The sequence below is a fragment of the Mycobacterium paragordonae genome, assembly GCF_003614435.1.
Taxonomy (GTDB): domain Bacteria; phylum Actinomycetota; class Actinomycetes; order Mycobacteriales; family Mycobacteriaceae; genus Mycobacterium; species Mycobacterium paragordonae.
On sequence record NZ_CP025546.1, the window covers coordinates 4999489 to 5013591 of the forward strand.

At 65.3% G+C, this 14103-nt stretch carries 16 protein-coding genes; 2 read left to right on the forward strand and 14 right to left on the reverse strand.

Translation table 11 applies throughout. The annotated features are described in order from the left end of the window. Positions 1-241: 241 nt before the first annotated feature. On the reverse strand, positions 242-1495 hold the full coding sequence (murA, locus tag C0J29_RS22420) for a UDP-N-acetylglucosamine 1-carboxyvinyltransferase (protein WP_065161458.1): 1254 nt from the start codon (positions 1493-1495) through the stop codon (positions 242-244). A gap of 83 nt (positions 1496-1578) precedes the next feature. Here murA and C0J29_RS22425 point away from each other — a divergent pair, with 83 nt between their 5' ends. Both C0J29_RS22425 and C0J29_RS22430 read left to right on the forward strand, forming a co-directional pair. Then, positions 1579-2181: a cob(I)yrinic acid a,c-diamide adenosyltransferase gene (locus tag C0J29_RS22425; RefSeq protein ID WP_120793608.1), complete on the forward strand. Its 603-nt coding sequence runs from the start codon at positions 1579-1581 to the stop codon at positions 2179-2181. 23 nt (positions 2182-2204) lie between these two features. Further along, positions 2205-2612, forward strand: coding sequence for a VOC family protein (locus C0J29_RS22430; RefSeq protein WP_197748222.1), 408 nt, complete (start codon positions 2205-2207; stop codon positions 2610-2612). Positions 2613-2641: 29 nt separating this feature from the next. Here C0J29_RS22430 and C0J29_RS22435 read toward each other — a convergent pair whose 3' ends face one another. From C0J29_RS22435 to prmC, 13 genes are all read right to left on the reverse strand, one after another. Then, a complete protein-coding gene (locus C0J29_RS22435; RefSeq protein ID WP_065046161.1) occupies positions 2642-3085 on the reverse strand; it encodes a DUF2550 domain-containing protein in 444 nt (147 codons plus the stop codon). 8 nt (positions 3086-3093) lie between these two features. After that, positions 3094-3459 carry a F0F1 ATP synthase subunit epsilon gene (locus C0J29_RS22440; RefSeq protein ID WP_065046163.1) on the reverse strand — a complete coding sequence of 122 codons (366 nt, stop codon included), beginning with the start codon at positions 3457-3459 and terminating at the stop codon, positions 3094-3096. A gap of 45 nt (positions 3460-3504) precedes the next feature. Then, the gene (gene atpD / locus C0J29_RS22445; protein ID WP_065046165.1) at positions 3505-4962 is read right to left on the reverse strand and encodes a F0F1 ATP synthase subunit beta; all 1458 of its coding nucleotides are present in this window, start codon (positions 4960-4962) and stop codon (positions 3505-3507) included. A 22-nt stretch (positions 4963-4984) separates the two neighbouring features. Next, positions 4985-5896 carry a F0F1 ATP synthase subunit gamma gene (locus C0J29_RS22450; protein ID WP_065046167.1) on the reverse strand — a complete coding sequence of 304 codons (912 nt, stop codon included), beginning with the start codon at positions 5894-5896 and terminating at the stop codon, positions 4985-4987. 6 nt (positions 5897-5902) lie between these two features. Then, on the reverse strand, positions 5903-7576 hold the full coding sequence (gene atpA / locus C0J29_RS22455; protein ID WP_065046169.1) for a F0F1 ATP synthase subunit alpha: 1674 nt from the start codon (positions 7574-7576) through the stop codon (positions 5903-5905). Positions 7577-7636: 60 nt separating this feature from the next. Further along, positions 7637-8977, reverse strand: a complete 1341-nt coding sequence (locus C0J29_RS22460) for a F0F1 ATP synthase subunit B/delta (protein ID WP_065046171.1) — start codon at positions 8975-8977, stop codon at positions 7637-7639. A 7-nt stretch (positions 8978-8984) separates the two neighbouring features. Beyond that, the gene (locus C0J29_RS22465; RefSeq protein WP_065046173.1) at positions 8985-9521 is read right to left on the reverse strand and encodes a F0F1 ATP synthase subunit B; all 537 of its coding nucleotides are present in this window, start codon (positions 9519-9521) and stop codon (positions 8985-8987) included. 9 nt (positions 9522-9530) lie between these two features. Then, positions 9531-9776: a F0F1 ATP synthase subunit C gene (locus tag C0J29_RS22470; RefSeq protein ID WP_003406686.1), complete on the reverse strand. Its 246-nt coding sequence runs from the start codon at positions 9774-9776 to the stop codon at positions 9531-9533. 45 nt (positions 9777-9821) lie between these two features. Then, complete coding sequence (gene atpB / locus C0J29_RS22475; RefSeq protein ID WP_065046175.1) at positions 9822-10574, reverse strand: F0F1 ATP synthase subunit A; 753 nt, start codon at positions 10572-10574, stop codon at positions 9822-9824. Continuing rightward, complete coding sequence (locus C0J29_RS22480) at positions 10567-11070, reverse strand: ATP synthase subunit I (RefSeq protein ID WP_065046177.1); 504 nt, start codon at positions 11068-11070, stop codon at positions 10567-10569. The genes atpB and C0J29_RS22480 overlap by 8 nt, the downstream gene beginning before the upstream one ends. A 227-nt stretch (positions 11071-11297) precedes the next feature. Next, the gene (gene rfe / locus C0J29_RS22485; protein ID WP_120793610.1) at positions 11298-12506 is read right to left on the reverse strand and encodes a UDP-N-acetylglucosamine--decaprenyl-phosphate N-acetylglucosaminephosphotransferase; all 1209 of its coding nucleotides are present in this window, start codon (positions 12504-12506) and stop codon (positions 11298-11300) included. 101 nt (positions 12507-12607) lie between these two features. Then, on the reverse strand, positions 12608-13261 hold the full coding sequence (locus tag C0J29_RS22490; protein WP_065046178.1) for an L-threonylcarbamoyladenylate synthase: 654 nt from the start codon (positions 13259-13261) through the stop codon (positions 12608-12610). Further along, entirely contained in the window at positions 13254-14099 is an 846-nt protein-coding gene (prmC, locus tag C0J29_RS22495) for a peptide chain release factor N(5)-glutamine methyltransferase (RefSeq protein ID WP_120793611.1), read from the reverse strand. Before prmC ends, C0J29_RS22490 begins: the two co-directional genes overlap by 8 nt. Positions 14100-14103: the final 4 nt, after the last annotated feature.

Consider the following 14103-nt stretch of genomic DNA (forward strand, 5'->3'; position numbering starts at 1 on the left):
CCAAAACTGGCATCAATGATTGCGACTACACCCACACACGGGGAGTGCTAGGTGCAGTCAAAAAAACAACAACAAAACAATTCACCAAACACACTATTGAGTTCTCAAACAACACTTCTCGCTATGTTTTCGCCCGTTTCGGGGCAACCCTGCCAGCTTAATACAGATCCGGCAGGAGAGTCAAGCCCTGGTTTCGATCAACTTCTTGGGGAGGTGATCGCGCCGATCGGGCGTGACTCGGCTACTGTACCCGCTCGATCTCAGCTCCCAAAATCGCCAGGTTCTCAACGAACAACGGGTAGCCCCGATCGATGTGAAAAACGTCGTGGACCTCGGTGTCTCCGTCTGCGACGAGACCCGCGAGGACCAGGCCGGCACCGGCCCGGATGTCCGAGCACCACACCGGAGCGCTCGACAACTGCGGCAGACCGCGCACCACGGCGTGGTGTCCGTCGGTCCGGGCGTCCGCACCGAGCCGGATCATCTCCTCGACGAACCGGAAACGCGCTTCGAACACGTTCTCGGTGATCATCGAGGTGCCGTCGGCGATCGAAGCCAGCGCAATCGCCATGGGCTGCAAGTCAGTTGGGAATCCGGGGAACGGCAACGTGGCGACGTTGACCGCCTTCGGACGCTCGTACTGCACCACCCGGAAGCTGTCGTCGGTCTGGGTGACGGTGGCGCCCGCGTCGTGAAGCTTGTGCAGCACCAACTGCAGATGCGAGGGATCTATTCCCGTCACCGTGATGTCGCCGCGGGTCATCGCCGCGGCGATACCCCAGGTCGCGGCCACGATGCGATCTCCGATCACCCGGTGTTCGGTGGGGTGCAGTCGCGGCACCCCGGTGATCGTCATCGTCGGCGAGCCGGCGCCTTCGACCTGCGCGCCCATCTGGTTCAGCATCGTGCAAAGGTCGACCACGTCGGGTTCGCGCGCAGCGTTGTGGATCGTGGTGACGCCTTCGGCGACCACCGCGGCCATCAAAATGTTCTCGGTGGCCCCCACCGACGGGAATTCGAGCTGAATTTCGGCCCCGCGCAACGTCTCTGCCTGGGCGACCACGCAACCGTGCTCGATATTGCACTGTGCGCCGAGTTGCCGCAGGCCCGCTTGGTGCATGTCCAGGGGGCGCGATCCGATCGCATCGCCCCCGGGCAGCGCCACTCTGGCCTTCTTGCATCGACCCACCAGCGGCCCGAGCACACAGACCGAAGCCCGGAACTGGCGCACCGCCGCGAAGTCGGCGTCGTACTTGGGCTCGTCGGGAGAGGTGATGCGGGCGACGTCGCCGTCGAGTTCGACGGTGGCGCCCAGGCCGCGCAGCACCTCGGCCATCAGCGGTACGTCGAGAATGTCCGGACAGTTCGTGATGGTGCTGGTGCCTTCGGCCAGCAGAGTTGCGGCCATCAGCTTCAACACGCTGTTCTTGGCGCCCCCGACGGCGACTTCGCCTGACAACCGGTTGCCACCAGTCACCACGAATCGCTCTGCCACCCGGGCAAGTCTAGTGATGCGGTATCGCCTTGTCAGTCAGCCGACCCCCATCGGGGTTGGCCGGCCCGGGTACCGTTTGGCCCATGGCAGTCCATCTGACCCGCATATATACCCGGACGGGCGACGACGGCACGACGGGATTGAGCGATTTCTCACGAGTGGCCAAGAACGACCCGCGGCTGGTGGCCTATGCGGACTGCGACGAGGCCAACTCGGCGATCGGGGTGGCGGTCGCGGTGGGCGGCCCGGACGAGCAGATCGCCGACGTATTGCGGCAGATCCAGAACGACCTGTTCGACGCCGGCGCCGACCTCTCGACACCGGTGGTAGAGAACCCCGAGCATCCCCCGCTGCGAGTCAGTCAGCACTACATCGATCGGCTCGAGGGCTGGTGCGACGTCTACAACGAAGGCCTGCCGGCGCTGAATTCCTTTGTGCTGCCCGGCGGCTCGCCGCTGTCGGCACTGCTGCACGTGGCCCGCACCGTGGTCCGGCGGGCCGAGCGGGCGGCATGGGCCGCCGTCGAGGCGTACCCCGACGGCGTCAGTGTGCTGCCCGCGAAGTACCTCAACCGGCTGTCTGACCTGCTGTTCATCCTGTCGCGGGTGGCCAACCCGGACGGCGACGTGCTGTGGCGACCGGGCGGCGGCGCTGGGACATCGGACCAAGCCTCGGCGTCCGAGTGAAGAGAAATCGTTCCATTCCGCCGGTGACGGTGATTCCCGTCCTCGTCTATCCCGACGTTCGGGCCGCGGTGGCGTGGCTCACCGAGGTCTTCGGTTTCACCGAGCGCGTCCGGATCGGCGAGGGCCACCGTGCGCAGATGAGCATCGGTTCGGACGGGGCGGTGATAGTCGCCGACAGTGCAGGCGTGCGCCAGCCACCCACTGCCGGCGCCGTGACGCATGTCATCAAGGTCCGCGTCGAGGATGTGAACGCCCAGTTCGAACGTGCCCGTGCGGCGGGAGTGACCGTGTTGGAAGCGCCCGTCGATCGCGAGTATGGCGAACGGGAATGCGCGGTCGAGGATCTCGCCGGTCACCGCTGGGAGTTCGATCAGACACTGCGCGATGTCGGTCCCGAAGAGTACGGATGCCAGACGGTGAGGCCGTGGTAGCCGGATGCGGGGAGCGGGCGAACTAGCCCTCAGACGCTGCGACGCCGGGCGCGCGGCGAGGGGCGAGACTCCAGCCACGACTGGAAAGCGGTCAAAGCCCCTCTGTCCAAGGCGATTTCGTATCCGAGCCGGCGCTCCTGGGTGGTGTCACGCAGTTCCAGCACCACGATTTCGTCGGTCATGATGTCGAATTCGTCGCCGCGTGGCGCGCGGCGGGCCACGACCTCCACCCCACGCCTGCTCAGCCGGCGATCCGGCCACAGACGCAGGCTCGACAACCGGTAGAACGCCGCTTCACCACCGCGGTACCGGATTACGCCGTGCCGCCAGCCGTGACCGCCCACCGCGGGGATGTCACGCATGATGGCAGCCGTTCCGCCCCGCCGCAGCTTCCACAGCCGGAAACTCAGGGCGAGCACGGCCGCCCCCAGCAGGACGACGAGCACGACCATGCCGACCATGGGCGCGCTCATCGTGAGAATCAGTCGAGCGCGCCGACGGCGCGCAGCCTCGCGCGCCCCCGGGCCGCGACTTGGGGATCGTCCGATTCGGAATCCTGTCTGGCAGCGCTCTCGTCGATGTCCTTCTCGAACTCCGCAGACTCCGCGAGAACGCTGACACCCTCTTCGGTCACCGTGAGGAAGCCGCCGTCGACCGCGATGCGCAGGTCGTCTTCGCCCTCCCGTTCGACCCGCACCATGGCGTCGTCGACCAATTGCGCGACCAGTGGGATGTGATGCGGCAGGATGCCGATCTCCCCCGCGGTGGTGCGGGTGAAGAGGAATGTCGCCTCGCCCGACCAGATCTCACGGTCGACGGCCACGATCTGAACATTCAATTCAGACATGCCACACCACCTTCGTATCTTTTGCGGTCAGACTCGGAGTCCGTGTCATAGCTTGACGTCGAAGGTCTCGGCCTTCTTGGCCAGGTCGTCGAGTCCACCGATGAGGAAGAAGGCCTGCTCGGGCACGTGGTCGAAGTCGCCCTTGGCCAACCTGTCGAACGCCTCGATGGTCTCCTTGACCGGGACGGTCGAACCCGGCTGGCCGGTGAACTGCTCGGCCGCCATCATGTTCTGCGAGAGGAACCGTTCGATCCGTCGCGCCCGGTTGACCAGCTGCTTGTCCTCCTCGGACAGCTCGTCGATACCGAGAATCGCGATGATGTCCTGAAGGTCCTTGTAGCGCTGCAGAATTCGGATGACTTCCTGCGCCACTCGGTAGTGCTCGTCGCCGACGACGCTGGGGTCCAGGATGGTCGAGCTGGATGCCAGCGGGTCCACCGCGGGGAAGATGCCCTTGGAGAACACGTTACGGGAGAGCTCGGTGGTGGCGTCCAGGTGCGCGAACGTGGTCGCCGGCGCCGGGTCGGTGTAGTCGTCGGCAGGCACGTACACCGCTTGCATCGACGTAATCGACTTGCCTCGCGTCGAGGTGATGCGCTCCTGCAGCTCGCCCATCTCGTCGGCCAGCGTCGGCTGGTAACCCACCGCCGAAGGCATACGACCGAGCAGCGTCGACACCTCCGAACCGGCCTGGGTGAACCGGAAGATGTTGTCGATGAACAGCAGCACGTCCTGGCCGGCCTCGTCACGGAACCACTCGGCCATGGTCAACGCGGACAGCGCCACCCGCATACGGGTGCCGGGCGGCTCGTCCATCTGGCCGAACACCAGCGCGGTGTCCTTGAGCACGTCGGCTTCCTTGAGCTCGACCCACAGGTCGTTGCCCTCACGGGTCCGCTCCCCCACACCGGCGAACACCGAGGTACCACCGAAGTTTCGGGCGATACGGTTGATCATCTCCTGAATCAACACGGTCTTGCCCACGCCGGCACCGCCGAACAGCGCGATTTTGCCGCCACGCACGTACGGAGTCAGCAGGTCGACGACCTTGAGGCCGGTCTCCAGCATCTCGGTACGAGGCTCGAGGTCCTCGAAGTTCGGCGGCTTGCGGTGAATCGACCAGTGGTCGAAGTCTTCGCCGTAACCCGGCTTGTCCAGGCAGTAGCCGAGCGCGTTGAAGACGTGGCCTTTCACCTTCTCGCCCACGGGAACCGAGATCGAAGTACCCGTGTCGGTGACCTCGGTGCCGCGCACCAAACCGTCGGTGGGCTGCATCGAGATCGTCCGCACCAGGTTGTCGCCGAGGTGCTGCGCCACCTCCAGCGTCAGCGTCTTCTTCAGCGCCTCGAAGGGAATCTCGGCGTGCAGCGCGTTGAACAGTTCCGGAATGGAGCCCCGCGGAAACTCGACGTCGACGACGGGGCCGGTGATCCGAACCACGCGGCCGTTGGTGTCGGAGCCTCCCGACTTCTTGTCCGTCTTTTCGTCTGTAGTGGTAGTCATATCTTTCGCTTCCTCGTGGGGCCTACTTGGAGGCGTCGGCGAGCGCATTTGCGCCACCGACGATTTCGCTGATCTCTTGGGTGATCTGGGCCTGGCGCTCACGGTTGGCTTGCAACGTCAGGTCCTTGATGAGGTCGTCGGCATTGTCGGTTGCCGATTTCATTGCACGCTGGCGTGACGCCAGTTCCGATGCCGCCGATTCGAGCAGCGCCGCATACACGCGAGTGGTCAGGTACCGCGGCAGCAGCGCGTCGAACAGCGTCGTCGCATCCGGCTCGAACGAGTAGAGCGTGTGCGGACCGGTGTCCTCCTCGACGTACTCCACCACCAGCGGAGCAATACGGTGGGCGGCCGCCTGCTGCGACATCATCGATTTGAACTCGGAGAACACGATGTGCAGTTCGTCGACGCCCCGTTCCTCGTCGTCCTCGTCATCGCCGGTACCGGCCATGAAAGCGTCGACCAGGGTGTCGGCGATCTCGGTGGCGTTCTCGACCTTGGGCTGCTCGGAGAAGCCGGTCCACGACTCTCTGATGTCCCAGTTCCGGAATGAGAAGTAGTTCAAGGCTTTTCGCCCGACGGTGTAAAGCACCGGGTCCTTGCCCTCTTCTCGCAGGAGAGAGAAGAGCTCCTCGGAGCGACGGAAGATGCTCGAGTTGTAGGCGCCGCACAAACCACGGTCGGACGACACCACCAGGACGCCGGCCCGCTTGGGGTCCTCCCGCTCGACGAGCAGGGGGTGGTCCAGCGCTGCCTCGGCGGACAGCGTGGTGAGCATCGACGTGATCTGAAAGGCGTACGGCCGTGCGGATTCCAGTCGTGCCTGCGCCTTTCCGATGCGCGATGTCGCGATGAGTTCCTGGGCCTTGGTGATCTTTTTGATCGACCCCGCCGACTTGATGCGCCCGCGTAGTTCGCGAAGTGTGGCAGCCATTGTTAGCTACTTCTTGTCCTTCTTGGAGTCCTTCGACTCCTTCTTGGGCTTCTCCTTCTTGACCTTCACCGATTCCTTGCCGAGCTCGTCTTCGTCCATGGCCTCGACATGCTCGTCGGGCACCACCGATTCACCGGAGCTGGCGGCGAAGCCCTTCTTGAACTTGTTGATGATGTCGGTGAGCTTTTCCTCTTCTTCCTCACCGAGCTTCTGACTCGAGCGGATGCCTTCGAGGAACTTCTCCTCGGATGCCCGCATGTGGTCGAGCAGCTCGGCCTCGAACCGCTTGACGTCTTCCACCGGCACCGAGTCGAGGTGACCGCCGGTGCCCAGGAAGATCGAAACCACCTGCTCCTCAACGGGTAGCGGCGAGAATTGCGGTTGCTTGAGCAACTCGACCAGACGTTCACCGCGCGACAGCTGCTTCTTCGACGTCTCGTCGAGGTCGGAGGCGAACGCGGCGAAGGATTCCAGTTCGCGGTACTGCGACAAATCCAGTCGCAGTGAGCCGGCGACCTCTTTCATCGCCTTGATCTGAGCCGCACCACCGACGCGGGACACCGACACACCGACGTTGATGGCGGGCCGGACGCCCTGGTTGAACAGGTCGCTTTCCAGGAAGCACTGCCCATCGGTGATCGAGATGACGTTGGTGGGGATGTAGGCCGAGATGTCGTTGGCCTTGGTCTCGATGATCGGCAGGCCGGTCAGCGAGCCGCCACCGAGTTCGTCGGACAGCTTTGCGCAACGCTCGAGGAGCCGCGAGTGCAGGTAGAACACATCACCCGGGTACGCCTCGCGGCCCGGCGGACGACGCAGCAGCAGTGAGATCGCGCGATAAGCCTCGGCCTGCTTGGTCAGGTCGTCGAAGACGATCAGGACGTGCTTGCCCTCGTACATCCAGTGCTGGGCGATGGCCGAACCTGTATACGGCGCAAGCCATTTGAAGCCCGCCGCGTCAGAAGCGGGCGCTGCGACGATGGTGGTGTAGTCCATCGCGCCACCCTCGTCCAGTGCGCGCCGCACGGAAGCGATCGTGGTGCCCTTCTGCCCGATTGCGACGTAAACGCAGCGAACCTGCTTCTTCTCGTCGCCGGTCTCCCAGTTCTGCCGCTGGTTGAGGATCGTGTCGACGCAGACGGCGGTCTTGCCGGTCTTGCGGTCGCCGATGATCAGCTGACGCTGGCCACGCCCGATCGGGGTCATCGCGTCGATGGCCTTGATGCCGGTCTGCAGAGGCTCTTTCACGCTCTGCCGCTCGACCACCGACGGCGCCTGCAGTTCCAGCGCGCGCCGGGCATCGGTCTCGATGTCGCCGCCGCCGTCGATCGGCTGTCCCAGCGGGTTGACCACACGACCAAGGAAGGCGTCACCGACGGGCACCGACAGCACGTCACCAGTCCGCTTGACCTGCTGGCCCTGCTCGATCTTCTCGAAGTCACCGAGAATCACGGCGCCGACGCTGTGCTCGTCCAGGTTCAGGGCGACGCCCAGGACTCCACCGGTGAACTCCAGCAACTCCTGGGTCATCACGGACGGCAATCCCTCTACGTGCGCGATACCGTCACCGGCATCCACCACGGTGCCGACTTCCTCCCGCGAGGTGTCAGCGGTGAAGGACTCTACGTATTCTTCGATCGCGCTCTGGATGGCATCAGCGGAGATTGTCAACTCGGCCATGGCTTTTCGTCTTCCTACTTCGTTGTCTTGACTAGGTCGGGTTTCCGTCGGGCGTTGGGGTTAGTCGGGTAACTGGGCCTCAGCAGCGGCCAACCGGGACTTGAGCGAGCCGTCGATCACCTCGTCACCCACGCAGATCTGCAGCCCGCCGAGCAGGTCGGAATCGACTTCGAGCTGGACCGCCACCGGGTGACCGTAGATGCGGCTCAACACTTCAACGAGCCGAGTGCGTTGGGCGTCGCTGAGTTCTGCCGCGGCACTCACCTGAGCCACGACCTCGCCGCGGCGGGCTACCGCCACCCGGGCAAGCAGCATTACGGCCTCTTCGGCCGGTATGCCCCGCAGCAACTCGACGGTCTGGGACAGCAGCGCGAGAGCAACCGGGTTGACGTCGCTGCCCGAACTCTCGAGTACCTTGCGCAGCAACCCGACTCGCCGCTCAGCGTCAGTGGTGTGGTCACCCAGCAGGATCCCGAGTCGAGGCTGGGCGTCCAGAATGCGCGAGAACCGGAACAACTGGTCCTCGACTTCGTCGACGCTGCCGTCCTTCTCGGCGACCGCGAGCAACGCCTGCCGCGAGACATGCTCGATCGCATCCACCAGGTCCGCGTTCGCCGACCAGCGCTCCGAGACGGCGGTGCGCAGCAGGTCGAGAGTGGGGTCGCCGACCTTGCCCTCGAGCAGCCGTTCAATCAGCTTGACCCGAGGTGCCGCGTCTTCGGCCGGGACGGTGAGATACCGGGTGACCACGATCTCCTGGTCCAGCATCTTGGCCACCGCCACCAACTCCTCGGAGAGGGTGGTCAAACCCTTGTTGTCGAGGTCGTCGGCCAGGGTGTTGAAGCGGTCCACCAGGTTGCCCACCGCGCTGCGGCTCGCCGAACGCATCTTGGCCAGGACCGGGTATTCCACCTCGACCGGCTCGGGCGCCATGTCCTCGAGTTCGTCGAGGAAACGATCGACGGTCGATGCCTGCTGCTCGGCGTCTGCCACGTAACTGCGCACCAAATCGCTTGCCTGGCGCACTGATTCGTGACCGAGCTCCAACCGGAGCTGACGGCTCAGCTGCGTCCGCAGCAGTTCGGTCTGACGGGCTCCCTGCGCCTTGATGCGTTCCGCCTCGCTGTCGGCCTGAGCCCGCATCTGTTCCTCGATGCGTTCGGAGTCGGACTTGGCCTCTTCGACGAGCTGCGCGGCCTCTTCCTTCGCGGCTTCCACGGCCCTGCTGTGCGCCGTGGTCGACTCGGTGAGGCGCTTGGCGGCCTTTTCCGAGTCCTGCAACTGCTGGCGCACAGTCTCCTGGCGGGCGGTCATCAGCCGGCGGACCGGCGGCACGACATACCGCCAGACCAGCAGCACGATCGCCGCGAACCCGATCAGCTGTCCGATAAATGTCGACATATGTTGGCTACCTCGTCGCCTTCGAAGTCGCTTCTGAGGTCGCAGCTGATGGGCTGACTTCGACGCCGAGCACGCGAGAGGCCAGCGTCGCGGAGATGGCACCGACGTTGGAGCGCAGATCCAGTTCCACGGCGTCGCGCTCCCGCTTCAATTGCTCGTTGGCCTGGGCCAACATCTCTGCCACCTGCTGCTCGGCGCGAGCTCGCGCGTCGTCGATGACCTTGCGACCCTCTGTCCGCGCGTTGTCGCGGAAGGCGCCGGCTTCAACCCGGGCTTCCTTCAAGGCCTTCTCGTAGTCGGCGTCGGCGGCCGCGAACTGCTCGGCCGCCTTCTTGCTGTCGGCCTGGGTCTTGGCGACCATGTTGTCGCGTTCCTTGAGCACCCTCAGAATCGGCGGCACGACGAACGTGCCGATGACTCCCAGTACCACCAGGAAGATGGCCAGCACGAAGAAGAAGGTGCCGTTCGGGATGAGGAAGTTGCTTTGGCCGCCTTCCTCTGCTGCAAACTTCACAGCCGAAGCAAGAGAGGTCGGGTCACCCATCACAGCGAATTACTTGACGGGCGTGGCGAAGACGAATAGCGCCATGAACGCCAGGTTGATGAAGTAGGCAGCCTCGACCAGACCGACCGTGATGAAGAACGGGGTGAAGAGCCGTCCCTGTGCCTCGGGCTGACGGGCGACACCGGAGATCAGCGCGTTACCGGCGACACCGTCACCGATACCGGCGCCGATGGCGCCACCGGCCATGATCAGTCCACCGCCGATGAGGGCGCCGGCTGCGATAGTGGGGTCCATTTTTATCCTCCTTGATAACTCTGGTAGCGGTGTACCAGGATTTTTTTAGTGGTGGTCCTCGTCTAGTTCCATCGCTTGACTGAAGTACAGGATCGTCAACAGCGCGAAGATGAAGGCCTGGATGGCGCCGACGAAAAGGTCGAACGACTTCCAGATCGCGTTCGGCAGCCACAGGATGTAGGGCGGGAACAGCGCGATCAGCGCGACCAGGATGCCGCCGGCGAAAATGTTGCCGAAGAGTCGGAGCGACAACGAAATTGGCTTGGCGAGTTCTTCGACGACGTTGATCGGCGCGAGGATCGCCACGTGGCCCTTGAGGACCTTGATCGGGTGCCCGATGATGCCGCGGCGCCAGATCCCGGCCGCGTGGTAGCAGACGAACACGAACAGGGCCAGGGCCAGCACGTAGTTGATGTCGGCGGCGGCTGACGAGAGCAGCTCGGTGGTCTTGCCCTCTTTGTCGGTGTACTGCAGCGGCAGCACCGACAACCAGTTGGAGATCAGGATGAACACGAAGATGGTCACCGCGAGCGGCAGCACGAACGGCGCGATCCGCATCCCGATCGCGGACTCGACCTGGCTGCGCATCTGGATGGTGATCGCTTCGAAGAACAGCTGCACACCGCCGGGCACGTCGGAAGAAGTGACCTTGGACTTCAGGTAGAACGCCAGCCCGATCACGATCAGCGCGGCGATCGCCGTCGACATGATGGTGTCGGTGTTGACTGTCAGACCAAACCAGGTGGCGGTGTGGTGCTCGCCTACCTCGATCTGAGCGGCCAGGATCGACTCAGTCATCGCCGGCGCTCCTCCCTTCCGTGCCTTCCGATCCCGTCACTACTGCATCTTGTGCATCTTGTTGACCCTCGAGCGGCGCGTCCGGATCGCCGGTCCGCAGCTTCTTCCACACCGGCAGCGCGGTCGATGCCACCAGTAGCACCTGGAAGAGTGCCAGGCCGAACACCACGCCCAGACCTTCGGGCCGGAAGATGAAGGCGATGATCAACGCGAGGATGGTGATGATCGCGACGCGAGAGGCCGAGTTGATGGCCATCGACCGCTTCAGCGGGTGATCGCGCCCGGTTATCGACTCCACCGAGCGGCGCACCATCAGGGCGTTGAGCAAACCCAGCAGCAACCCGATTCCGAAGAACGCCCCGACAACCGGGTGACCGGCGTAGCCGGCGATCAGTGTCGCCACCGCCGTCACCCCCAGGCTGATGACGAACAGCCGAACGGGACGGAACGCAACAGCGGGAAACACCAACGGCGCGTCCTGCGCTGGTGTCGTCACTGCAGCACCTCAATCCCAGGTTGGTGGGGCGAAAACCTCGCGATCGACTGATCCGTGGCCCGCCGAGCGTATCGCAAGGGTCACGCTGGATTTACCCAAGGGGTAGCTCCCTGTGTCGGTCTTTCGCCAGCGGCACCAGAAACCCATCCGACGGGCCGGGAAGCCGGCAACCCGCGAGGTTTATTTCGGGGTTCTACCAGCACCTTACCATAGGGAGGCCCGATCTACTACTGGTCGTCGTAGTACTCGTCGCGGCGACGCAGCAGCGGAATCACGGTCGCAACTCCCGCGACGGCGATGGCTCCCAGCATCACCGCGGCGGTGTGGCGAGGGTCGAAAAAGATCGTGCTCGCCGCGCCGAAGGCGACGATGCCGACCCACAGGTAGATGAGCAGCACCACCCGGCGATGGGAATGGCCGATCTGCAGCAGTCGGTGGTGCAGGTGCATCTTGTCAGGGGTGAAGGCGCTGCGGCCCGCCCGGGTGCGCCGCACGATCGCCAGCAGCAAGTCGAGCATCGGCACGAACATGACTGCGACCACCAGCAGGAACGGTGACAGCAGAGCAAACACGTCGCGGGCGCCGTAGGCGTTCTGCGAGATCGGGCCGGCGGCGGTCGTCGAGGCCGCCGCGAGCATGAGGCCGATCAGCATCGAACCGGAGTCGCCCATGAAGATGCGGGCCCGGTGAAAGTTGTGCGGCAGAAAACCCAGGCAGGCACCGGCGAGGACCACGGAGATCACCGCGGGCGGGTAGTAGAGCACGTCACCGCCGTGGTCGCGCAGCAGACCCACCGAGAACATGCAGATGGCCAGGGCCGTGATGAGGCCCAGGCCGGCCGCCAACCCGTCGAGCCCGTCGACGAAGTTCATCGCGTTGACGATCGAGACCGTCAGCGCCAGCGTCAGCAGAATCGAGGAGGCCTGGTCCAGCACGATGGTGCCCACGCCACCTACCGGGATGTACAGGACGCTCCAGGCGACACCCATGGTGACCAGCACACTTGCGGCGGTGATCTGGCCGGCGAACTTGGTCAGCGCGTCCAGGCCCCAGCGGTCGTCGATCAGTCCGATCCCCATGATGACCGCGCCGGCCACCAGCACCGCGGGCATGCCGGTGGAGTAGACGAATCCGCGGGTGAGCGCCGGCAGCTGTGAGGCCAGGAAGACGGCCGAGCCGACGCCGAGGAACATTGCCAGGCCGCCCATGCGCGGCGTCGGCGTCACGTGGACGTCCCGCTCCCGGGGGTAGGCCACGGCGCCCAGACGGGTGGCGAGTACGCGCACCGGACCGGTCGCGAAGTAGGTGATGATGGCCGCGGTCAGTCCGACCAGAGCAAGCTCGCGCAACGGGACTCCGGCGCTGCGGTCGGACAGAGCGAGCAAACCGCCGGCAAGGCTGGCCACATCGCTGGACACCTCGAGACCGTACTTCACCAACCTGAGACCGGTGCGCTCGCACCCTCGCGCCCAGCGTGAGCTGAGGGCGAGATTCGGGCCGGATTTTGGCCGTCAGTTCACGCTCGGCGAGCGAAGCGCTAGGCGAGCAGGCTGGCCGCGTCCACGCCCAGCACCTCGGCGACGCGCGCGGTGGTCACCGGCCCCTCGCGAAGGATGCGGGGGGCGTTTCCGCTCAGGTCGACGATGGTCGAGGCGGCCTGCTGCGCGGCGGGCCCGCCGTCGAGGTAGACGTCGACGCGCGGACCGAGTTGGCGCTGGGCCTCCGCGGCGTCGACGGCCGGTGGCTGGCCGGAGACGTTGGCGCTGGACACCGCCATCGGTCCCACCTCGCGGAGCAACTCGATGGCAACCGGATGCAAGGGCATCCGCAGCATCACGGTGCCGTGCGCATCGCCGAGGTCCCATTGCAGCGACGGCGCCTGCAACACCACCAGGCTGAGCGCGCCCGGCCAGAACGCCCGGATCAGGTCGCGTGCCCCGTCCGGCATGCCGTAGACCAGGCCTTCGATGGTGTGCCAGGAGCCGACCAGCACCCCCACCGGCATGTCGCGGCCGCGGCCCTTGGCCGTCAGCAGCGCGCTCACCGCGGTGCTGTCGAAAGCGTCGGCGGCGAGACCGTAGACCGTGTCGGTCGGCATGACGACCAGCCGGCCGGCCTTGAGCGCCCCCGCTGCTGCGGTGATTCCGCGTGCCCGCTGGTCCGGGTCGGCGCAGTCGAAAACCTCACTCACCGGCGCTCCCCCTCCTGGCTGTCACGAACCTCGGCCGTCCGGCCAGATCGTTGCGGGCCACAACGTCATCGAAAAGCCCTGTCGTGGTGATGCATTCGACGGTCAACGCCGACGTGGTGTCGTCGTGCTCGACAGCGAACAGACCGCCCGGCCGCAGCCAACTCGCGGCGCGCGCGACGACGGCGGGTATGACCGCCATCCCGTCCGGTCCGCCGAAGACGGCATGTGACGGGTCATGTTGCGACACTTCGGGTTCCAGCGTGGCGCCGTCGGGCACGTACGGCGGGTTGGAGACGACCAGATCGACCCGGCCGTCGAGTTCGGGCAGCAATCCGGGGGTGCCGATGTCGGCGTGCACCAGTTCCACGCCGGTGCCTTCGGCGTTGCGACGGGCATAGCCCAGCGCCGCCTCGGAATCGTCGATGCCGATGATCCGCGCGGCCGGCCAGTGCTGCGACAGCGCGACCGCCAGGGCGCCGGAGCCCGTGCACGCGTCGACGATCACCGGCTGCGCCGGGAGTGGTTGTGCGGCAGCCCATTCGAACATGGCTTCGGTCTCAGGGCGCGGGATGAAGACTCCGGGGCCGACGTGCAGCAGCACCGGTCCGAACCCGACGGTCCCGATGAGGTGCTGCAGCGGCACCCGTTGAGCGCGTGCGGTGACCGCGTGGTGAAACCGTCCGAAGAAGTCTTCGCCCGGTGTTTCGAGGAATCGGAGCCGGCCGCGGTCGGTGCCGGCCAGATGGGCGGCCAGCTGCTCGGCATCCCAACGCGCGGAGTCGATTCCCGCTTCGGCCAGTTGCGCCGCAGCGGAGTCGATCGCCTGCAGCACGGACATTGCG